Origin of the sequence: Marilutibacter chinensis, assembly GCF_021725675.1 — a bacterium.
Taxonomy (GTDB): domain Bacteria; phylum Pseudomonadota; class Gammaproteobacteria; order Xanthomonadales; family Xanthomonadaceae; genus Marilutibacter; species Marilutibacter chinensis.
This window is the reverse complement of the sequence record NZ_JAKJPO010000001.1, coordinates 804,078-826,212: the sequence shown is the minus strand read 5'-3', so window position 1 is coordinate 826,212 and position 22,135 is coordinate 804,078. Positions and strand designations below refer to the sequence as shown.

The following is a 22,135-nucleotide window of genomic DNA, read 5'->3' as shown; positions in this document are numbered from 1 at the left end:
GGAATGCATCGTGTCCGAGCGCAACGGCACCGGCAGCAGGATCTTCCCGCCCCGCGGCGGCTCGCTCCCCGTGCGCGCGCTGGCGGGCGAGGGAGAGAACACCCAGGCCGGCGCCGGCTCGGCGCCGAAGCCCCAGGCGACGGAGACCATCGCCCGGCGTGCCGGCGCGATGGTCAACGAGATCGACTTTCCCGGATTCGTCGCCCAGCTCGTGCACGGAACATTCGATGCGATCGTCGATGCGTCGATCCGTCAGATGGAGAGCTACTCCAGCCTGGTCACCGCTGTCGCCAAGACGCTCGAACAGTTCACCGAGGAGAACGTCACCCCGAACCAGGCCCGCGACTGGCTCGCCAGCCGCTACCCTGGCGACGTGCAACTGCTGCTGCCCGATGGCGGCGAGCGGGTCGAGCCGCAGCTGGTGCCGCGAAGCGACGGCCTGGAGCCGGCCTGGCTGGCCGAGTACGGCGTCGAGAACGAGAGCCTCACCACCGAGTTGCTGGAGCAGCGGATCCTGCCCCAGGTCCGGCTGAAGGTCGGCGGCGAGCGCCAGCAGCTGCTGGCGACGATGGTGATGCTCGGCATGAACCGCGTGGTCGTGCGCGACGGCAGCATCACCAGCAAGGTGATGTTCCGCGCCGCCGCGCAGGACGCGGCCAAGGTCGGGTATGCCGCCGGCACCGATCCCAAGGCCGTCGCCAACTGGGGCGAACGCGGCAGCCTCAGTTACGAGGGGCAGAGCTCGACGATGGTGTCGACCGTCGCGGTCAACGCGCAGAACGAGTCCAACGTCCGCGCCGACCTGTTCGGCGAGGTGAAGCTGAACTTCGTCAGCGAGACCCTGCCGCTGGAGCGCATGGTCGAGCCGGCCAAGGCCGCGCTGATCCAGCGTCACTCGCCGGCGATGCGGCCGCAGCCCGCGGCAGCCCAGGCGCCGGCGCCCGCGGTTCCCGCCACCGCGCCGGTTCCGCCGGCCGAGGGAGGTGGATGATGCTGCGCGAGCTGTCCCGCCTGCTCGATGAACTGCACGACGGCCTGCTCGCGGTCGAGGCACGGGGCGGAGTGCAGCTGGCCGGGGTCGAGATGACCCTGCCGCTGGAGCTGCGTCCGGTCCTGCGCGACGGCGGCTGCGTGCTGCTGGCCGACGTGCCGCGCAGCCGCGGGCCCGGCGACTGGCAGACCGCGCCGTCGAAGTTGCGGCTGGCCTGGGGCGGCGCGGTCGAAGCGGAACATCGTCGCGACGACGGACACGACGCCGGAACGCATGGGGAGGCGTGGCCATGAGCGCACAGATTCCGGCCCTGGTCCGCGACAGCGGCATCCCGTTCGATCTCTTCATCCAGGCCCTCACCGAGCAGCTGGACAAGGCGCAGGCTGCGATGGCGATCAAGGCCCGTGTCGGCAAGCTGCCGTTGACGTTCGCGGTCAAGGACGTCTCGCTCGACCTGCGCGCGTTCGTGCAGATGGTCGATGAGGAGGTATTCCTGCGTCCCGCCGGCCCGGGCGAATCCGAGGCCAGCACGATCAAGCTCGCGCTGACCACGATCACCAAGCCGATGATCGAGGAGAACGCGGTCGACTTCAAAGCCGAGGACCCGAAGTTCAGCCTGCGCGAGGCGCTCGGCGACCGCATCACCGAGGACGAACAACGCCGCCTGGAACGGATCGGCGTGCGCACCGTCACCCAGCTCAACGAACTGAAGAAGAGCGCCGGCGCGGACGTGATCGCGCGGCTGTCGCGGATGCCGGTCAATCGTCTGCAGCAGGCGTTGATGAGCGCTGCCGCGCCACGGGTCACCCGTGTCGAGGCCGGCGCCGCGAATGGCGCGGGGCGTCGCGTGCACCTGAGCACGCCGTCGCTGCGCGGCGGACGCCTGCCGCTGGTCCGTGCCGCTGGCGAGACCGTACCGGTGGTCGAATCCGTCGAGGACGGCATCGTGCTCGCACCGCTGGCGCACCAGCTCGGTTGCGAGGCGGAACTGGACTTCGGCGACGGCGAGATCGCCCGGGTCGAGCTCAGCGAGGGCCGTCTCGGCCAGTGGGGAACGCCATGAACCGTCATTCCATCGGCTCCGGCACCGGAAGACCACGGGCGCGCATGCCGGCGTGGGTGCCTGGCCGCCTGCTGCTGACGCTCCGTCTAGGCGAGGTTCCCGAGCACGTGCCCGGGCTGCGTGCGGTGGTCGGCTACGGCACCGACAAGGCCGAGCATATCGACGGTGGCGTGATCGACCGCCTGCTGCGGCACCACGGCGGCGCGTTCCGGGTCACCCGCCTGCACAGCGCCCGCAAGCGGCGTATCGAGCGACCGGTGCCCGGTGCGCGCCGCTTCGACGATGTCGAGCAGATCAGCGGGGTCGCGCGGGTGCTGCGCATCGAGGTACGCGATCCGGCCGGGGTGCCGGCCCTGCTGCAGACCCTGGCCGAGGTGCCGGTGGTCGAGCGGGTGTGTCTCGATCATCTCTGCCGCGGCCCGTTCGCGGTCGCCGCCGATGCCGATACCGACCGCGCGGATCTGGAGCGGGTCGATCCGCGCACGGTGGCCGACCCGCGGTGGGCGCGCGAGCTGCTGCGGCTTCCCGAAGCGCTGGCCTACGAGCCGGGCGACCCGGCGACCGTGATCGGCCTGGCCGATACCGGCGTCGCGCTCGAACACGAGGAACTGCATGCGCGGCTGCGCGCCGGTTTCGACAGCGTCGATCTCGATCCCGAACTGGTCGGCGGCCTGACCCTGGTCGGCGACTACCGCGAACGTGGCGAGCAGCCGCAGGACGAGGTCGGCCACGGCACCGGTTGCGCCGGCATCCTCTCCGCCCAGGGGCGCGGCATACCGCCGGGCGGTGCCGGTGCGTGCGGGCTGACGCCGGTACGTGTGCTGGGCGCGGCGCTCGGTCCGGGCGACCGCCGTTTCGGGGTCGGCGCGCTCGATAACATCGATGCCGGGATGAAGCGGTTGATCGACCTCAACGTCAAGGTCGTCAACATGAGCTTCGGCACCCCGGAAAGCGCGCTGGCGGGTGACGCGCCGCGACCGCACGAGGAGGTCATCCGTTATGCGCTGGCGCGTGGCGTGATCCTGGTCGCCGCCAGCGGCAACTCGGGGCTCGAGGAGCGCTACTACCCGGCGGCCCATGACGGCGTGATCGCGGTCGGCGCAGTCGGCCGCGACCTGCAACCGGCCAGCTTCAGCACCCGCGGACGCCATGTTTCCGTATGCGCGCCCGGCCGCGAGATCCTGACCTGCGGGCTGCACGGCTACCAGAACGCGACCGGCACCAGCTTCGCCGCTCCGTTCGTCGCTGCGGTCTGCGCGCTGCTGGCTTCGCGCGCGCAGCGCCGCGCATGGCCACTCGACAGCGAAGAGACGCGCGAACTGCTGGTCGAGAGCGCGCGTCCGTTCGGCCGTGCCGGCGTCACCGGCTGTGGACGCGGCGTGGTCGACGCGATGGCCGCGCTGCGGCTCCTGGACCGCCGTATCGACCGCGACCTCGCCGAGGCGTCCGCCGGGGAAGACGCGACCGGCACGCCGGAGGCCGGACACACTGGAGAACGTCCGCCGCAACATTTCCCTGAATCCGGGGCCGACCGCGTCGCGGCCTGATCACTGCAAGACCGTTGCCATGCGACCGCACGGCAACACCCATGCACCGCTGCCGAGGAGAACCCCCATGGCGAGCAAACGAAGTTCCTGCAAGTCCCGCAAACCGGTGGGCACCGCGGCGGCCGTTCCGACAGTGCGTCGCGCCCGCTCCATCCACTCCGTTCCCGATAGGAGAGAACAGTCATGAAACGCATCCTGCTGGTCGACCTGGGCGAGCGCGAGCTGAAGAAGCGCCAGGAGCTGCGCGCCCGCCTGCAGGTCCTCGAAACCATCGACAAGACAGCCGAAAGCAGCGGCGGCCTGAACAGCAAGCAGCTGGACGAGCTGGCGCGGATACGCAAGCAGCTCGGCAGCGACGTGGTGATCGATCCGTTCTACCGGCTGGTCGCCGCGACCCATCAGCAGAAGGACTGGAGCGAGTTGCGTCGCGACAACGCCTTCGTGCACGAGTATGGCCTGCTTGGCAGCCAGCGCATGCTCGGCAACCTGCTCGACCCGCTGGAGAAGAACGAGCGCGAGATCGCGTCGATCTGCGGTCTGCTGCAGATCGACGGCTACACCGATGCTTCGCGCCCGGACTTCGTGCAGAAGATCAGCAGCGCCCAGGGCGAGTATCGCCGTCATCGGGCGCTGTTCGATGCGGTGTACGCGCAGTTGAGCCAGCGTTACGAGGTCAGCCTGAAGTCGCAGATCGATGCAGGCCTGGTCGATCCGGCGATCGTCGGTTGCGTGGAACCAGGCGGCGACCCGCAGAGCCGTGCCGAGGTGCTCGACCACGCGATGGCCAAGCGCGCTGCGATCAACGCCGCGCAGGGGGCCGCGACCCGCGCCGCCGAGGCCGAACGCGCCGCCCAGGCGGCGAAGGAGTCGGCCCAGGCCCTTGCCCGCACGGTGAAGGAGAAGCAGGCCGAGCTCGATGCCCTGCAGGGCGGAAGTTCGCGTGGCAACAAGGAAGTGACCGCCGCCAAGCGCGCGCTGACCCTGGCGACCAAGGCCGCCGACGCGGCTGCCGAGCAGGCGAAAACCGCCGCGGTGCTGGCCAGGGAAGCGCTGGCCACCGCGAAGGAGGCGAAGGCCGAAGCCAGCGATGCCGCGGTCGCCGCCTCCATCCGTGCGAGCCTGGCCGCATTCGAGCCGGGGCCGTCCGAGACGATCTGCGCGCTCAGCGGCCGCAACGTCGCCGCGGTGGTGCGTCGCCTCGCCAACGAGAAGGTCAGCGCCAACGATGCCTGGCTCGCCAGCCGCATCCAGAACGCGTACGACATGGACACCGGCGTCGTGGCCGGCGCACCGCCGTCCTCGATGGAGATCGTGCTCCCCGACCTGGACGAAAGCACCGACGTCGAGATCGTCCGCGAGAACCTGCACGCGGTACAGGCGATCTACTTCTCCTGGATGCTGGAGGAGATGCACCTGCCGCAGGTGGTCGAGCGCATCGTCGAGCTGTTCCGCGCGGGACTGCTGCCGCTGGGACGCGGCAAGGCCGGCGACTACCTGTTCAATTACTACAAGCGTGCGGTCGACCGGATCACCGAGGGCGAGCGCCGCGACCTGTACATGCGGGTGTTCGGCGCACCCGGCGGCGACCCCAACGGCAACCAGCCCAACCGCGAGTTCAACGACCTGTGGCTGCGCTTCGTCTCGGCGGTGTCCTCGTTCGCGCGCCAGCTCACCGTCGACCGGCTGCTGCGCAGCAACATCCCGGTGGCGGTGTCGCAGGAGCAGGTCCGCAAGGCCGGCCGCGATCTGGCCGCGAATCTTTCGCTGCATGGGTACGGCATCGCCTATTTCGCCGCGACCGAGTTGCAGTCGATGATCCGCGAGTACCTGGAGAAGCTCAACGATCCGGAGCTGCGTACCGCGTTCGGCGCACGCGACATCTGGCAGGTGATCGACCAGGTCAACGCCAACTATCTTGGCGGGCCGCGCAATACCCACCGCTACCGCACCCAGGCCCATGCCGGTGCGGTGATCATCCGCTGGCTGGCCAATCACCACCAGCGTCTGGGCGGGCGGTTCGGCGAGGTGATCTCGCTGGCGGCGCTGACCAATCCGCAACTGCGCGGCAGCGATCGGCCGACGGTCGAGCCCAATGACTGGGATCTGGTGCAGGCGTGCGAGCAGTGGCTGGCGGTAGGCGGCGTGCAGGACGACCACGTCGAGCAGTTCGCGCAGCCGGTGGAGTCGCCGGTCATCACCAGCAAGCCGATCGAGATGCCGGCGTTCGCGCGCGAAGCGCTGGAGTCGTTGACCGGCGGCATCGGCGGCAGCCTGAACGGCGCGTTGCCGCCGCTGTGAACCGGCATCGCCACGTCATCGAGGGCCTCACAGTCATGGGAGCAAGGCCATGAACAAGCCAATCAGCCACACCGGCAAACGGCCGATGGCGGCCCACGTCAAGCGTTCGCTCAGCAGCGCGGCGCGGGCGCTGGGTACGCGCGATCCTCTGCCCTATCTGGACTCGCTGATCGACCGTACCTTCAGCCTGCCGGAGGACGACATCGCCTACACCCGCAATGCGCTGACCCCGGGTGCGGTGCCGTACGAGCCGTCCTTTTCGGAGGCGGAGCCCGGCACGCTTCGCTTCACGATCGAGCCGCTCGGCCCGGAAGCGTCGCCGGTCGCGCGCCGCGACGAAGCCACCCGCGAGATGCGGCGACTGGTGTGTCCGGTGTTCGGCCGCGATGCGCTGCGCTGGTTCGATTCGCGCAGCGAGGAGTGGCGCGGCTTCGGCGGCCTGGGCTGGATGAGCTATGGGGCCTGGTTCGGCAGCGCGTTCGACGAGGACGGGCTGTACGCGACCAAGATCTACTACGAGCTGCTTCCCAGCCAGATCGACGCGCTCGCCGCACCGCTCGCACGGCTGACCCGCCAGGCGATGAACGAGATGCCGAGCCTGATGCCGATCTTCACCTCGATCGGTTGCAACCGGGAGGCCGGCAGCCAGCGGGTGACCTTCCTGCACCGTGGCCCGCTGATGGTGTCGGCGCTTGGGCCGCTGATGAACCGGCTCGGGATCGGCCATCAGTTGCCGAGCCTGATGCGGATCGTCGGCGTGGCCCTGGGCGGGCGCTTCGAGCTGCCGTCCGGCGGCGTGCTGATCGGCATGCGCAACACCCCCGGTGGCGTCGAGATGAAGCTCGAGATCCTGCTGGCGTCGTTGCCCGACCTGCCGGCGCGCTTTCTCGATCTGCTCAAGCTCGGCCTGGCCGAGCGCCCGCGCCAGCTGGCCGCGCTGTCGCGCTGGCTGGAAGCATTCGGCATGGAGGCGGGCGAACAGGGGCATTTCTCGGTGCTGAGCATCCGGGTGACGCCCAACTCGCCGGCGCGGATCAGCCTGTACGTGCGGCCGATCGAGTTCGAGATGCGCGAGCAGTTGGAGGAGGCGAGGGCGCTGCAGTGAACGCCGTGGTCGACAACCCGTCGGAGCGTCCGGCAGGAGCGGCGTAAGCCGCGACAGGGACTTCACGCAAAGCTTCATCGCGGTTTGCGCCGCTCCTGCGGGAACCCGGCTCCGACGTCGCCATTCCAGTTCAGCATCAACCCCTATCCGGAGCACAGGCCATGTCCGCCATATTTCCCAAGACAGTCCCCTCGGCCCGTGCGATGGCGGCGTCGACGGGTTCTCCCGCGGCCGCCCCGACGGCCAGCCGGGAAACCACCGATGTCGTGCGCCGCAAGGTGCGGCAGATGTTGGAGCAGGCGCAATCGTTCCAGGACCTGGCGCCGGAAAAGCGCGAGGCCCTGGCCAAGGGGCTGGTCCAGATCGGCAGCTATCTGGCCGAACCGGACGGCATCCGCCTGAAGCCGCATCAGCAGAGCCCGCAGGTACGCGCGCTTGCAGGCGATGACAGCGAACCCCTGCCGGCGTCGGATCAGCCCGAGTTCGGCACCGCGCTGAAGACCGGCGTGCAACAGGCAGGCGCACTGATGCAGGCGGTCAATTTCCCCGAGTTCGTGACAGGACTGATCGACGGCGTATTCAATTCGATCGTCACTTCCTCGATCCAGCAGATGGAGGCCTACGCCAAGCTGGTCGCGGATGTCTCCAAGAGCCTGAACCAGTTCCGCGACGACAACACCACCCAGAACCAGGGCCGCGACCACCTGGTCGAGCAGTTCCCGGACATCTTCCAGCTGCAGATGGGGGGCGGCGACTGGGGCGATTTCGGCGGCTTCGGCGACGAGCAGCCCGGCAACGAGCCGCGCGTGGTCGTGCGCCAGGACGTCGACGAACGCCGGGCGATCGAGCGCCTGAACCAGTCTCTGCCGCTGGAGAAGCCGATCACCCGTCTTGACGACGAGCTGGTCGAGGCGTTGCTGGTGCCGGCCGCGCGCACCCAGATCGCGACCGGCCGCCAGCAACTGCTCGCGACCCTGGTGATGCTGGGCATCAACCGCATCGTGGTCACCGACGGCCGCATCTCGGCCAAGGTGATGTACGACTTCCAGGCCCGCGACAACCTCAAGTACCGCCACAGTGCGGCCAAGATGGATCATCAGCGCGATGCGTACGGCAACATCGCCAAGACCCGCAACCGCGAGGGCGAGTACGACTACCAGTACGAAGGCGGCAGCGGCACGGGCGAGAACCGCCAGGACGCGAGCTGGTACTCGAAGGGCAACTACAAGTACACAGAGCAGCCGATCATCAAGATGATGAGCACCTCGCAGCTGCAGAACGACGCATCGCTGCAGGCCCGCGCGAGCCTGGCCGGCCAGGTCGAAGTGAACTTCAAGAGCGACTATCTGCCGCTGGAGAAAATGGCCAACCCGGAGGCGATCGCGGCGATCCAGATGAACGCGCAGCCGGGCATGGTCAAGACCATGGCCAATCGGCCGCCGCCTGCGCAGTCCGGCACCGCGCCCGCGACCGGCGAAACCCCGGCGGCCGCCCCTCCCGCGGCCACGCCCTGACCAGGGGCGCGGCCACCGAACCGACACGGAGCCCACGCCATGAGCGAACCCGTGCCACGCGCAGCCCATAACCCGGCCTGGCTGGATGACGAAACCCTGGCCGCGGTGCGGCCGCAGGTGCGACGGCTGCTCGAGTCCTCGCAGGGGTTTCGCGAACTGCCGGTCGCCGAGCAGCAGGAACTGGCCCGCAACATGGTGCGGGTCGCCTCGTACATGTCGAATCCGGATGGACTCGCCAGACAGGAACTGACCCCGGGACGTGGCGTTCTGGCCAAGGACGAGGCGCCGCAGGGCGGCCTGGCGCGCGCGTTGGCCGGCGAGGTCGATGCGGCCAAGCGCAAGGCCTCGGAAAAGGTCGGCACCTTCGCCGGCAGCGACTTCGAGGCCGGCTCGGTCGAACAGGGCGCGACCAACTTCCGCAAGTACATAGGCGCGGTGGATTTCCCGGCCTTCGTCGGCGGCCTGATCCAGAACGTGTTCCAGGCGATCGTCGACGCCTCGATCCAGCAGATGCGCGCCTACGGCGAACTGCTCAAGTCGGTGTCGCAGACCGTCGACCAGTTCGCCTCCGACAACATCAGCCTGAACAACGCGCGAGACTGGCTGGTCGACCGCTTCCCGGGCGATTTCCGCATCGAAACCGGCAGCGACGGCTTCGACGAGGGTGCCGGCCCGCGCATTGCGCTCGTGAACGAAGACAATGCGCAGGAGGTGATGGGCCGGGTCAACCAGGAAATGCAGATGGCCAAGCCGGTCACCGACCTGTCCGACCCCGAGCAGGAAGGCCGGCTGGCGCAGGCGGCGCGGATGCAGATGGCGCGCAGCCGCCAGCAGCTGCTGTCGTCGATGGTGATCCTCGGCATCAACCGGATCGTGATCACCGACGGCGCGATCAACGCCAAGGTGGTGTTCGACTTCCGCGCTTCCGACCAGGCCCAGCGCAGCGCGGCCGCCTCCCTGTACGACCGCGACACCAGCTACAACCGCAACACCACCGTGGCCGGCGCGCACTTCGGATGGGGCGGTGCCGCGACCGCCAATACCAATGTGCAGACCCACATGACCACGGTGTCCTCGTCGGTGGACGAGGAGTCCGAATCCAAGCAGGAGATGAAGGCCAAGCTGACCGGCGAGGTGCGGGTCAACTTCAAGTCGGATTACTTCCCGATGGAGAAGCTGGCCTCGCCGGCGATGATCGCCGCGATCCAGGGCAACTCGACTCCGATCGATCCGAACTACGTTCCCTCCACGCGCAACGCGGCCGCCGGCAGCGGCGGCTGAGCGGAGCACGCGCATGCGCCTGGCCCCGCCACCACCGGATGTCTGTCTCCTTCCACGACACGAGCACGACGGGCTGTTGCGCTCACTGTCGCTGGCGATGGCGGTGCTGGGCGACCGCAACGTGCTCGCATCGGCGCTGGCCGGCCCGGGCATCGACGAACTGGGCGCGATCGATCTGCCGCCTGGTCCGGCCGGCGGTCTCGACCGGGTCCGGCTGCGTGCGGCCGCGCCGCTGTACTTCGCCGCCAAGCTCGAGGATGCAGGCCTGCTGGCGACCGCGGAACTGATCGCCGGGTTGTTCGCCAGCGGCGCGATCACCCAGCCGATCGGCCCGGTTGCACGCCTGCTCAACGACTTCTGGCGCGCACGGCGCGAGCGTCTGGGCGAGGGCGAACGCGCTGCGATCTTCGCCCGGGCGATCGAGCCGCCGTACTTCGATCAACTGATGGCCGGGCTGTGCGAAGCCATCGTCGTCCAGGCCGACGGCAGCGACATCCGCGAACGCGTGGTGCTGGAAACGGCGATCGGCTCGCTGGCCGAGTTCCTGTCGCTGCGGGTCGACCCGATGGCGGCGATGGCCGCACGCGACATCGTCGAGAACATCAACCAGGCACTGGGATTCATGCGCGATCGCATGCTGCAGACCGCATTCGGCGTTCATTCGCTGTGGGCGCTGGTCGCGGTCGCCGGTGACACCCGGGGGCAGGGAGCGGGTCTCGTGCAACGCCACGTCGATCTCGGCCGCGCCGGCCAGACCGTGCTGCTGTGGCTGGCCGATCATGCAGGGACGCCGGCTCCGACAGTCGATCCGGGCGACCTTGAGCTGATCGGCGCGGCCCAGCGCTGGCTGAGCGGCCGGATCGAGAATGACAGGCAGGCGGCGACAACGGGTGGAACGGCGCTTCCCGCATTGCCGGCGGTGGCCTGAGATGGCGGCCGTGGCGGCCCCCGGTTTTCATGGTTCCTCTTCCGGGATGGCGTCGCCGCCCGTGGTTGCCAGGGGCGGGCAGGCGCCCGCACCGTGGATCCGCAGCGCGGTGCGCGAAGTGCTGGAACGGGCGCCGAACTATCGCAATCTCTCGGCCGACGACCGCCGTTCGCTGGCAGGCGCGATGGTGCGGGTCTCGGCGCTGGCCGCCGAACTCATCGACGAGGAGGGCCAGGCGCAGCAGGCGATCGTACGTGAGCTCGGCGGTGGCGACCAGGGACGGCCGGCGCCGATGCCCATGGCCCGGGCACAATCGCAGCCGGGATTCGCGGCGGCGGCGGACCGCGTCGCGGGCACCACCCAGGCGGTGCTGAATGCGGTGTCGTTCCCGCGCTTCGTGACCGACCTGATCAACGGTGTGTTCCGCGCGATGCTCGATTCCAGTACCCAGCAGATGCAGCAGTACGTGCAACTGCTCAACGCAGTGTCGGCTTCGGCGGAAGGCTTCGAACAGACCCAGTTCGGCCTCGCGCAGGTGCGGCAATGGGTGGCCGACCATTTTCCGGACTCGATCGAGTACGAGACTCCAGACCCCGATTTCGAGCCTGATCCGGAGGAGGTCGCGGAGAGTCGTCTGCGGCTGCGCAGCGGAGCTTCGATGCCGGACGAGGAGGCGATCCGCGCGACCCTCGGCATGGAGCCCGGCGAGTCCGTCGATGCGAGCAATCCCGAACAGCTGGTGCCGCTGGCGCGCCGCTACCTGGCCCGCCAGCGGCAGCAGATGCTGGCGACGATGGTGATGATGGGCATGCACCGGATCGTCATCGACAGCGGCCGCATCAATGCGGCGATGCGTTTCCACGTCGACACCCGCAGTGCCGCCAGCGAGGACCGCGGCAGCCAGTTCAGCCTGCAGAACCGGGTGCGTGCCGCGGGGAGCTTCGGGGTCGGGCCCTGGGGCGCCAGTGCCGAGATCGAGAACAACATCGGTTACGTCTCGACCCAGCGCAACCAGAGCACCGAGGAGATGAACACCGATCTGGAACTCAACTCCTCGGTCGAACTGAACTTCCGCAGCGACTACCTGCCGTTGAACAGAATGGCGGCGCAAGCCCAGGCCGACCGCATCCGAAACGCCTCGATCAATCCGGTCGCCGAAGCCGATCCTTCCGCCGCGCGCACCGCCCGCCTGCAGGCCCAGCACGAGTCGGAACGCGCCCGCCGGAGCGCGATGGACACCGCGATCGGCGAAGCCGGCCAGACCTCGATGGCGGAAACCCCGCTGGAAGTGCCGAGACCGAACAGCACCCCTCAACGCCCGCAGGCGGGTGGGCGTGGCACGACAGGCGGAGCAGCGACAGGCGGGACCACGACAGGTGGAACCACGACAGGCGGGACCACGACAGGCGGGACCACGACAGGCGGGACCACGACAGGCGGAACCACGACAGGTGGAACCACGACAGGTGGAGCCACGACAGGTGGAGCCACGACGGGTGGAGCCACGACGGGTGGAGCCACGACGGGTGGAGCCACGACGGGTGGAGCCACGACAGGTGGAGCCACGACGGGTGGCCGTCGTTGACCGTTAGCGCAGAGCTTTCTACCAGGCCTATGCCGTCTCAGATGTCTGAAGAAGGGAAAGTGCAGCCAGCGTGTCCTCTGGAAAGATACTGAAGAGTGGACGGCGGCCCCAGCCGTTTGAGAGAGACAGCAACTGGGAGGTACCACGGACAGCTGTTTTAAAGACATCCCACAACCATGTAGGAGGTCTTCACGGCAGCCGGTGATACGGCGTCGCCTCCTTGGTTATGGGCGTCTTCCGCGCAAGCACGCCGGACGCGGTCACAGCGTTGCCCACCTCGCGCAGGGCGCGTTCGTTCCTGGCGGTGGACGCTACTCCGCGAACGCAGGCCACTATCACCACCTGCTCGACGCTGCCGTCCACCGGCATCGTGACGATGCCCATGTCGCAGGCGCGGCGATGCTGGGTTCCGGTCTTGTGCGCGAAGCGCGCGTGGCGGGGCAGGCCGGCCTTGATCCGCCGCGCGCCGGTCTTCGCCCGCGTCATCGTGTCGAGCAGGTAGGCCGTTCCCTCCCGGCCCAAAGCCAGCCCATCCGCGAGCCTCGTCAGCATGCGGCCGAAGTCTTGCAGCGGCGCGGAATTGACGTGGGTGGCATAGTACGCCTCGAAGGCGCTGTCGAGGTCGGGGTACAGGAAATCGGTGGGTGTCACGCCCAGCAGTTCCGCAAGCTGGTGGACGCGTGCGGGACCGACCGCGGCACGGCGAAGGGCGAACATGTCCTGCGAATCGAGGTCCGCGGCACCGGGGTGGAACATCCCGTACGCGCGACGGCGGACGTCGGCGAGGCTGGTGATCACCAAGCCGCCGTCCTCCAGCAGTTCGGCCGCCACCGCGTTGACCGAGTCCAGGCCGACGGTCCGGATCAATGCGTCCGTGGCGGTATTGTCGCTGTAGACCAGCATCTGCTCTAGCAGGTAGTCGATGCGCAGCGGCGTGCCGACGGGATGGGCGTTGGTCTGCCCGGCGCCGTCCACGTAGTCGCCGGGCTGCAGCCGGATACGCGACTCGAGGGCGAGCTCTCCGTCCTCGATGCGGCGGAGCACCGTGATCGCCACCGGCACCTTGATTCCCGAAGCCAGATACCAGCGCTCCTCGGCGCGGTACGAGAAGGATTCGTCGAGGCCGACGTGGTGGACGTACACGCCGATCTCACCCGGAAAGCCCGCATCGACCGTTTCGAGCCTGTCGCGCAACGCCCCGGTCCATGCCGGCGGCGGCACGACCGGTAGAGGCTGGGCGCTGGCCCGGCCGGTCGTCGCCAACGCCAGGATGACGAGAAGAATGCGGAATGCCCGGATCATCGTCGTAGAGCCTGCGGGCAGGGTCACGACCTGCGCTGAACCTTCCGCAGCAGCCAGATCCAGGCCGCCGTGGCCAGCACCAGTCCGAGGCTCAAGGTCAGCGCGAACCCGTAGGACACGTCGTGCAGATAGCCCAGTGCATCGCGGAACAGGACGAATATCACCACGATGTGGAACACGAAGGCCATCAGCGCGTCGCTGCCGATGACGGTAACGGGTCGCAGGACGCGCGCCAGCCATCCGCCGCCGGCGATGGACAGCGCCAGCAGGCCGAACGCCCCGCCCATGCTGAACAGCATGAACATCAGTTCGGGCGGGTGCTTGCCGGCATTGCGGGCGATCGCCTGCAACTGGTCGTCGAGTCCGGCGCCCGCCTGCACGCGGAAGGCGACAAGGAGCCCCACCGCGACCAGCGCCAGCGTGCCGGCCAGCGCCAGACGTGCGCGCGTGCTGGCATGGCAGCGCAGCAGCACGCCGCCTATCAGCATGCCCAGCAGCACCAGCGGCCCACGGGAGAGCTGGCCCCAGGTGTAGTAGTCGGGGTGCTCGACCAGGATCGCCTGCAATTGCGGCACGCCCCAGAAGTCGAAGTTTTCCAGCAGCCACCATGACGCCAGCGCCAGCAATGCCGGGCTCGCCCAACGCAACGGAGCGGGCGTACGCGCCCAGATCGGCAGCAGCCATGGAATCCACAGCAGCGAAATGGCGTAGAAGCCGAGGATCTCGACGTAGGAGGGAAAGTTGCGATACAGCAACGTACCGAGGATCGCTTCGCGATCGTGTTGCGCATACATCTCGACCACGGTCAGCGCCTTGTACCAGAACAGCACCACCAGTCCGCGCCACAGCAACCTGTTGCGCCGCCGTGGCCAGTCCGTCGTGCCCGTTTTCGGTACGAAGGCGACAGCCAGCGCGATGCCGAACACCATGATGAACAGCGACGAGGCAAACTTGGTGATCGCATGCAACGGCACCATGCCCCAGTCCGCGAAGTCGTCGAACTCCAGCAGGCCGTTGACGCCATGGCTGAGGATCATCAGGCATACCGCAACCCCGCGGGCGAGATCGATCGCCTCGATGCGTCCATGGGCCGGGCTGCCGGAGATCGCCGCGGCCGTCCGGCCCTGGTCATTTGCGGCGGTGCGCGAGCCGGTGGCGCTGTCATTGGCCATCAGGAGCGACTCTCCGGATCATGCTGCGGGATGGCCGGTCCACGCCGTTCACGCCATTGTCGAGGGGCGTGGAACCTGGGTGGGCTGCGTCGGGATCCTGCCCCGGCACGGCGGGCCAGGTGGCCGCAGGTCACGGCGTAGCCGTCCCGGTGATGCGCCAGATCGCGTTGCCGACGTCGTCGGCGACCAGCACGGCGCCGTGCGCATCGACGGCTACGCTGACCGGCCGGCCCTGCGCCTCGCCATCGGCATTCACGAAGCCGCCGAGGATGTCTTCCATCGGTCCCGCCGGCCTTCCGCCCGAGAACGGCACGAACACCACCTTGTATCCCACCTTGGGAGAGCGGTTCCAGGAACCGTGCAAACCGATGAAGGCACCGTTGCGGTAGCGATCGGGCAGCGCCTGCCGCGCATCGGAATCGACTGTATAGAAAGCCAGACCGAGCGGCGCGACGTGAGAGCCCAGCGCGTAGTCGGGCACGACCGCCTTCGCCACCAGATCGGGCCGCTGCTGCTCCTCGTCGATGCGCGGATCGCGATGCTGGCCGAAGTAGCTGTACGGCCAGCCGTAGAACTCGCCGTCCCGCACCGACGTGAGGTAGTCCGGAACCAGGTTGTCGCCCAGTTCGTCGCGCTCGTTCACCACCGCCCACAACATGCCGGTGCCCGGATTCCAGTCCAGCGCGGTCGGATTGCGCAGGCCGGAAGCGAACACCCGGGTTGCGCCGCTGTCTGCGTCGACTTCGAGTATCGCCGCGCGGTTGACTTCCATCTCCATGCCGTTCTCGCCGACGTTGCTGTTGGAGCCGACGCCGACGTACAGCCGGCTGCCGTCGGGACTGGCGAGCAGCGCCTTTGTCCAGTGGTGATTGAGTGGTCCTCCGGGCAGTGCCGCGACCTGCGTCGGAGTGGTCGTGATCCGGGTCGTGCCTTCGGAATAGGGCACCTTCACCAGCGCGTCGGCGTTGGCGACATACAGGGTATCGCCAACGAGTGCGATGCCGAACGGCGACATCAGGTCTTCCAGGAAGGTCGTGCGTGTTTCCGCGACGCCGTCGCCGTCCGCGTCCCGCAGCAGCGTGATGCGGTCGGCGCTCGGAACGCCCGCGCCGGCGCGCTTCATCACCGCTTCCATGGCCTTGCGCTTCAGGCTCAGGTCCACCTTCTGCGGTGGGGCGTTGCTCTCGGCAACCAGCACGTCGCCGTTGGGCAGCACGTAGACCGTGCGTGGATGGTCGAGGTCGCGTGCGAATGCGTTGACCGCAAAGCCTTCCGACGGCGTCGGCTGCGCGTCGCCTGCCCAGCCGACCGCCGGCGCGATGTCGACGGTAGGTATCAACGACGTTCGGGGTTCCGGAAGTTCGGGGTCTGGACCGGTGCCCTGACCGTGGGTTCCGGCTGGCGCCGGTTGCGGCTGCTGCGTGGAATCGCCGGGCGGAATGCCGCGGCTGCTGCACGCGGCAAGCATCAGGACGGCCAATGCGGTGGACAGAGTGGCAGCCCTCGGATCGAAAAGCGGGGAACTCATCGCAGGCTCCTGTACGGACACGATGGCGGATGGCAGCGGCCTCTTCATGTCCTCGTGGGACGTCATGCGGTGGCGGCCATCGCGACCAGCCTGCATCCGGCGGCATTAACTCGATGGCAAGCCGGCGAGAAGGAAAGGTTCGCCGTTGTCGCGTCCGGATGCAGTTGCTGCGGCGTCATTCGGCGTACTGGCCGCCGCAACCGTGATCCTCGCCGCCACCGGTTTCCAGCGTGGCCAGGAGCGCGGCAGGCGGCGTGACGCTGGCCAGGGTGAGCGCGATCGCGCCGCGTACGCCCAGTCGGCCCATGTCCGGATGAATGTCCGGGTCCCGGAACGTACCTTCGAGTACCAGCGGCGAGCGCAACGTCAGGATGCTGCGGTCCTTCGGGCGTGGACGCAGTTCCAGGTCGAACGTTTCCTCGCGCAGGCTGATCTCGCCTTCACCGACGATGATGGTGTCGGTAGTATCGAACGCCAGCGTGCGTGACGTCATGACGCCGTCGTCGACGCCGAAGTCTCCGAATGCGCAGCGGATCGGGACGTTGCGGTCGCCGGTCAGCAGAAAGCGCAGTGCTTCGGCGATGTCCAGGCCTGCGTATTCGAGCAGCAGGTTGCTGATCTGCCCGCGTCCCATGCCGACTGCGATATCGCCGTCGGCGCTGCCGAGAATGTCCGCGACGGAGTTGCCGGTACCGGAGATCGCAAGGTGGCCTCCGATCTTGCCGAAGGCGTTTTCCGTCAGCTGCGCGTCGGTGAACAGCTTGTCCAGGGCGATCCCACGCACGCTGCCGTCCACCCGGGTGCGGATCGTGTCCTGGCGCGCGTCCATGCGGATGTCGGCGCGGACGTGGCCGTCGGCGACGCCGAAGTCCAGCGGCTTCAGCCGGAGTACGCCTCCTTCCAGTTCGAGCCTGGTATCCAGGTCGTCCAGCGGCAGTCGCGGCGCATCGATGCGTAGCGCGCGCAGGCGCACCTGTGCGTCCATCGCGCGCAGCTTGTCCAGGCGATAAGGCGTGTCCGGAAGCACGCGACCGCTGGCGTCCGGCTGTTGCGGTTCCGGCTCCGGACCCGTTGAGGCGCCGTGACCGGCATCCAGGCGGGGCGTGGCACCGACGAAACCCGCGAGGTCGTCGAAGTCCAGCCGCTTCGATACGAGATCGGCACGCAGGTAGGGACGCGGCCCGGAGACGGTGACGCTGGCGGAGCCTCCCAGATCGCTGTCGCCGACCTTTCCGTTGAAGCCGTCGTAGCGCCAGGTGTCGCCGATCCGGCTGAAGTGGCCGTCGAGCGCGTAGGGCGGGGTCGGTGGCAGCGCGATGCCGATCAGCGGATAGAGTTCGTCCAGATCCTGTCCGGACAGCTCCAGCTGCAGGTCGAAGTCCCGCGGCCGCAGCGGGTCGACCAGTTCGCCGCGTGCGTGCGCCCGCGTGTTGCCCGCGCGTGCACGAAGATCGATCCGGTAGGACGGGGCTTCGTCCTGCAGCGCCAGCGGTGACTCGGCGCGGCCTTCCAGCTCGAACGCGGCGCCCTTCCAGCGGCCCTTGCCGGCGACTTCCACGGGAGCGACGGTCCCCGGCGTCGGGCTGCGGCTGGAGAGCGAAAGGTCGATGTCGGTCTTCTGCGACGCGTCCAGGAACCGCAGCCGCCCGTCGTCGATCCAGAGCCCGCGTGGCCGGACCGGCTCGCCGTCGTCGCCGGCGGGAAAGTTCCAGTTGCCGCCGCCATCGGGATTCGCTTCCAGCAGCAATCGCGGCTGGGTCAGCCGGATCTCGGGTATCCGCACCCGGCCTGCGAGCAACGGCAACGTGCGGACCTGCAGCTCCAGGCGTGCGGCGCTGGCCATCGTGGGGTGCTCCGACCAGGCCGCGTTGCCAAGCTTCACCGCACCGGCATGGATGCGGGTGATGCGGCCGGGCCGGACGTCGAGGTCGCCGCCGATCTCGAAACTGCGCCGGGTGCGCGCCTCGACGATCCGCTCGACAGGGCCCTTGAACCAGTTCCAATCCCATAACAGCGCCAGCACGATCGTGGCCACAATCAGTCCGGCGACCGCGCTCCACCAGGGATGGCGCGCGACCGCCGCGAACGGACGGGGGGAGGCGGGCTGTTGCGGTGACATGCGAGTGGGCCGGCGCTTTGCGGTCCACCATCGGCGGCGCCCGGTCAAGTCCGGGTGAATGGTGGCGATCGACGGAGCGCGGACCCGTCGCGGGATTCCGGGCGGAGAAACGAAAAAAGGCCGGAATTCGCCGCTTTCGCGACAGTTGCCGGCCTTCCTCGAACTTTAGCGCTGGATGAATGGTGGAGCGGAGGAGGATCGAACTCCCGACCTTCGCATTGCGAACGCGACGCTCTCCCAGCTGAGCTACCGCCCCACGAAGGCGGCAAGTGTAGCGGGCGCCGCCGCATCCGCCAAGCCCCGGTAGCGCGTGCGCCGGGCCGCAGGACAGGAGGGATTCCCGCCTGCAGCGGTTCCGCAATACCGGTGCCGACGCAGATATCGGAGCCGGCCCGAGGCGCGGATGCGGTACGGAGCCGGTGCCGGAAGCCCGGGTGCCTGCCTGGGGTGGAAAGAACCGCCCGCCGCAGTGTCGAAGGGGCGCCCGGCCCGCGGTTCAGCCTTCCGCCAGCAGCGGCGCCAGGGTCGGCTCCAGCGCTTCGCGGCGCCAGCCGGCGAGGGCGTCGGGCCAGGTGCCCTGGTCGAGCAGGATTTCCAGCCAGCGCCGCGACGCGAGCACGCCGTCGGGCAGGCCCAGTTCGGCGCTGCGCGCGGCCACGGCGCTCTGCAGTCTGCGCAGGCGGTTGCGGTCGCGGCGTTCGGCGATGCCGGCGTCGGGGATGTCGGTTTCGTCGTCGAGCGGGGTGTTCAGCACCTCCCACACGGTCGCGGCGAGCTTGCGCGGGGCCTTCGGATGGCTGTCGAACTCGCGCTGCAGCCCGGCCAGGTCGATCGGCGGATTGCGGGCGAGGGCGCCTGCCAGTTCGTTGTCGAGGATCCAGGACTTCGGGCGATCGCTCTGTCGCGCATGCGATTCCCGCCAGCGCAACAGCCGCAGCAGGCGCCGCTGCGCATCGATGTCGAGGAACTGGGCGCTGCGCATCGACAGGTGCGGCCACGGCTCCAGCGCGTCGCTGGCGGCGAGGGCGACGGTGCGCGCGGCGTCCTCTGCCAGCCAGTCGCGACGGCCGAGTTCGCCCAGGCGATGATCGAGCACGTCGTGCAGCTCGAACAGGTGGCGGACGTCGTCGGCGGCATATTCGAGCTGCGAGGCGGACAGCGGCCGGCGCAGCCAGTCCGAGCGGGTCTCGCCCTTGGCCAGTGTCACTCCGGTCAACTGCTCGACCAGCTTCTGATAACCCAGGCCGCTGCCGATCCCGGCCAGGGCGGCGGCGAGCTGGGTGTCGAACAGTGGCGCCGGCACCGTGCCGCAGGCGTGCCTGAACGCGACGAGGTCCTCGCTGGGACTGTGCATGATCTTGAGGATCGCCGGGTCGGCGAGCACCGGGGCCAGCGCCTCGACGATACCGGGCGCGAGCGGGTCGACCAGCACGATATCGGGTCCCTCCGGACCATCGATCGCGATCTGCACCAGCGCCAGCTGTGGCCAGTAGGTGCGTTCGCGGATGAATTCGGTGTCGAGCCCGATGCGTGCGGGGCGGGGGGCGAAGCGCGCCTGGAGCGCGGTGGGGTCGGTGATCGGGGCGGACACTGGCGGCGTCGGGCGGAGGGCCGGGCGGAAGTTGCTGGAGCGGGCGACAATAGCCTACTTTCAGCGGGCACGATAACGGGCACGCCGCCCGTGGCGGTCCGTGCACAGGCCCCGCGGACCCGTACGGAGGACGTTTGCGAGCGACGATTCCAATCCATCAGCGCATGACGTCCGCCGCCGCGGGCGGCCGTGCGGCTGCCGCCCGTTCACGCTGGTGTGGCGCTCTGGCAGGCGTGGTCGCGCTGCTGGTGTCGATCGCCGTGGTGCTGGCCGGATGCTCGCGCGAGCCGGCGCAGCAGGGCGTCGAGGCTCAGGCCCCGGAGGCCAAGGAGCAGGCCGGGCCAAGCGTCACCGTCAGCGACGATCAGGCGCTGGGGCCGGTCCCGGACTGGCAGACGCCAACGGTCTCGGTGACCGATGAGAATGTCGAGGCGCTGCAGGCCGGGGCCGACGAGGCGCTGCAGGCCGGCAATCTGTACGAGGATTCGGAAAGCGCCATCCCGATCTACCTGGCGCTCAAGGCTCATGCCGGCGAGGATGCCGAGGCCGCCCGCGAGGCCGACGAGGGCCTGCAGCGGGCGATCGCGGCGCTGATCGAACAGGGCGACGCGGCCCTGGCCGGGATCGACACCGCGCCCGAGGGCCTGCAGCGGGCCCAGCAGGTCGTCGCGGTCGCCCGCGCGGTCGCCGCCGACGCCGAGCCGGTCGTCGCCTATCTGGAACGCGTGGAGTCGATGGAGCGGGTCCAGCAGGCCAGTCGTGCCGGCGAACGGGCGCTGGAGGCCGGTCGCATTGACGATGGCAAGGATGCAGCCGTCGCGCATTTCCGCCATGCGCTGGAGCTGCGCGAAGGCGACGCGCGCGCGCTGCAGGGTCTGGCTGCGTCGGAAAGCGCGCTGATACGTCGCGCCGAGCAGGCGGCGGAAGCCTACGACTACGAACGGGCCGAGGCCGAGCTTGCGCGTGCGGCGAAGGTCCGGCCCGGCAACGACACCGTCGCCCACGCCCGTCAGCGGATCGCGGCGAAGCGGGCGTCGCGGATCGGCGACCTGCGCGATCTCGGCATCGCGGCGCTGTCGCGCGAGGATGGCCTCGACACCGCCCGTGAACACCTGGCCGAACTGCTGCGGATCGCGCCCAAGGGCGATCCGGCCGCGGCCGAACTGCGCGAGCGGATCGAGCTGGCGACCCACTACGGCCTGTTCCGCCCTGGCCAGGTGTTCACCGATGCGTTGAAGAACGGGGGCCGCGGGCCGCAGATGGTGGTGATCCCGCATGGCGCGTTCACGATGGGCGCGGCCGACGACGAGGAAGGTGCCAGCGACAGCGAGCGGCCGACCCGCAACATCCGTTTCGATCGCGGGCTTGCGGTCGCGCGGACCGAGGTCACCGTCGCCGAATTCCGCCGCTATGTCGAGGCGACCGGCAACGAGCCGCGCGCGGTCCGCCGCGGCTATTCGACCGTCTACGACGAGCGCAGCGGCAACCTGGTCCGTCGCGGCGGGGCCGGCCCGGAAGACGGATACACGGGCAGGCCGGCCGACGACGACATGCCGGTCGTCCACGTCAGCGCCGCCGATGCCGCCGCCTATGCCAGCTGGTTGTCCGAGCAGACCGGTCACACCTACCGGCTGCCGAGCGAGGCGGAGTTCGAGTACGCACTGCGTGCGGGCAGCCAGGGCCGGTTCCCGTGGGGCGACGGCGCACCGCCGGCCGGTGCCGGCAACTTCACCGGCGGCCTGGACACGTCGCCCAGCGGCCGCCGCTGGCGCAACGCGTTCGAGGGCTACGGCGACGGCGCCTGGGGGCCGGCCGAGGTCGGCAGCTATGCCGCCAATGCGTACGGGCTTCACGACATGGCCGGCAATGTGAGCGAATGGGTCGCCGATTGCTGGCACGACAACTACCGCCGTGCGCCGCGCGACGGCCACGCCTGGGTCAATCCGGGCTGTCGCGAGAAGGTGGTTCGGGGCGGCTCCTGGGCGAGTTCGCCGGAACAGACTCGCTCGGCCTGGCGACTGTCGGTACGCGGCGACACCACCAATGCCCGGGTCGGATTCCGGGTCGTGCGCGAGATCTGAACGGCCGGCCCGGTCGATGATCAACCGGCG

Annotated in this window: 16 protein-coding genes and 1 tRNA gene; 11 read left to right on the top strand and 6 right to left on the bottom strand. The window is 69.1% G+C overall.

Going from position 1 to position 22,135, the window contains the following annotated elements:
- The first annotated feature begins 10 nt into the window (after positions 1-10).
- The 10 genes from L3V18_RS03615 to L3V18_RS03570 all read left to right on the top strand — a co-directional run bounded on the left by L3V18_RS03615 (position 11) and on the right by L3V18_RS03570 (position 12,312).
- Positions 11-991: a hypothetical protein gene (locus L3V18_RS03615; RefSeq protein ID WP_237053221.1), complete on the top strand. Its 981-nt coding sequence runs from the start codon at positions 11-13 to the stop codon at positions 989-991.
- A complete protein-coding gene (locus L3V18_RS03610; protein WP_237053220.1) occupies positions 988-1,284 on the top strand; it encodes a hypothetical protein in 297 nt (98 codons plus the stop codon). Before L3V18_RS03615 ends, L3V18_RS03610 begins: the two co-directional genes overlap by 4 nt.
- On the top strand, positions 1,281-2,054 hold the full coding sequence (locus tag L3V18_RS03605; protein ID WP_237053219.1) for a hypothetical protein: 774 nt from the start codon (positions 1,281-1,283) through the stop codon (positions 2,052-2,054). Before L3V18_RS03610 ends, L3V18_RS03605 begins: the two co-directional genes overlap by 4 nt.
- Positions 2,051-3,601 (top strand): S8 family peptidase, encoded by a 1,551-nt coding sequence (locus L3V18_RS03600; protein ID WP_237053218.1) that lies wholly within the window; start codon positions 2,051-2,053, stop codon positions 3,599-3,601. Before L3V18_RS03605 ends, L3V18_RS03600 begins: the two co-directional genes overlap by 4 nt.
- 183 nt (positions 3,602-3,784) lie before the next feature.
- A complete protein-coding gene (locus tag L3V18_RS03595) occupies positions 3,785-5,899 on the top strand; it encodes a hypothetical protein (protein ID WP_237053217.1) in 2,115 nt (704 codons plus the stop codon).
- 49 nt (positions 5,900-5,948) lie between these two features.
- Positions 5,949-7,004, top strand: a complete 1,056-nt coding sequence (locus tag L3V18_RS03590) for a hypothetical protein (protein WP_237053216.1) — start codon at positions 5,949-5,951, stop codon at positions 7,002-7,004.
- 161 nt (positions 7,005-7,165) lie between these two features.
- On the top strand, positions 7,166-8,518 hold the full coding sequence (locus L3V18_RS03585) for a hypothetical protein (protein ID WP_237053215.1): 1,353 nt from the start codon (positions 7,166-7,168) through the stop codon (positions 8,516-8,518).
- A 39-nt stretch (positions 8,519-8,557) separates the two neighbouring features.
- A complete protein-coding gene (locus L3V18_RS03580; protein ID WP_237053214.1) occupies positions 8,558-9,799 on the top strand; it encodes a hypothetical protein in 1,242 nt (413 codons plus the stop codon).
- A 13-nt stretch (positions 9,800-9,812) separates the two neighbouring features.
- A complete protein-coding gene (locus L3V18_RS03575) occupies positions 9,813-10,727 on the top strand; it encodes a hypothetical protein (RefSeq protein ID WP_237053213.1) in 915 nt (304 codons plus the stop codon).
- A 46-nt stretch (positions 10,728-10,773) separates the two neighbouring features.
- Entirely contained in the window at positions 10,774-12,312 is a 1,539-nt protein-coding gene (locus L3V18_RS03570) for a hypothetical protein (RefSeq protein WP_237053211.1), read from the top strand.
- A gap of 189 nt (positions 12,313-12,501) precedes the next feature.
- Here the strand turns inward: L3V18_RS03570 and L3V18_RS03565 are convergent, their stop codons facing one another.
- From L3V18_RS03565 to rnd, 6 genes are all read right to left on the bottom strand, one after another.
- Positions 12,502-13,614 carry a serine hydrolase gene (locus tag L3V18_RS03565; RefSeq protein ID WP_237053210.1) on the bottom strand — a complete coding sequence of 371 codons (1,113 nt, stop codon included), beginning with the start codon at positions 13,612-13,614 and terminating at the stop codon, positions 12,502-12,504.
- Between the two features lie 23 nt (positions 13,615-13,637).
- Positions 13,638-14,786, bottom strand: a complete 1,149-nt coding sequence (locus L3V18_RS03560) for a heparan-alpha-glucosaminide N-acetyltransferase domain-containing protein (protein ID WP_237053209.1) — start codon at positions 14,784-14,786, stop codon at positions 13,638-13,640.
- Positions 14,787-14,916: 130 nt separating this feature from the next.
- Entirely contained in the window at positions 14,917-16,314 is a 1,398-nt protein-coding gene (locus L3V18_RS03555; RefSeq protein ID WP_237053208.1) for a PQQ-dependent sugar dehydrogenase, read from the bottom strand.
- Positions 16,315-16,489: 175 nt separating this feature from the next.
- Positions 16,490-18,433, bottom strand: a complete 1,944-nt coding sequence (locus L3V18_RS03550; protein ID WP_237053207.1) for an AsmA family protein — start codon at positions 18,431-18,433, stop codon at positions 16,490-16,492.
- A 180-nt stretch (positions 18,434-18,613) separates the two neighbouring features.
- Positions 18,614-18,689 (bottom strand) — tRNA-Ala (locus tag L3V18_RS03545).
- A 240-nt stretch (positions 18,690-18,929) separates the two neighbouring features.
- A complete protein-coding gene (gene rnd, locus L3V18_RS03540; RefSeq protein WP_237053206.1) occupies positions 18,930-20,024 on the bottom strand; it encodes a ribonuclease D in 1,095 nt (364 codons plus the stop codon).
- Positions 20,025-20,188: 164 nt separating this feature from the next.
- Here rnd and L3V18_RS03535 point away from each other — a divergent pair, with 164 nt between their 5' ends.
- Positions 20,189-22,105: a formylglycine-generating enzyme family protein gene (locus tag L3V18_RS03535; protein ID WP_237053205.1), complete on the top strand. Its 1,917-nt coding sequence runs from the start codon at positions 20,189-20,191 to the stop codon at positions 22,103-22,105.
- Positions 22,106-22,135: the final 30 nt, after the last annotated feature.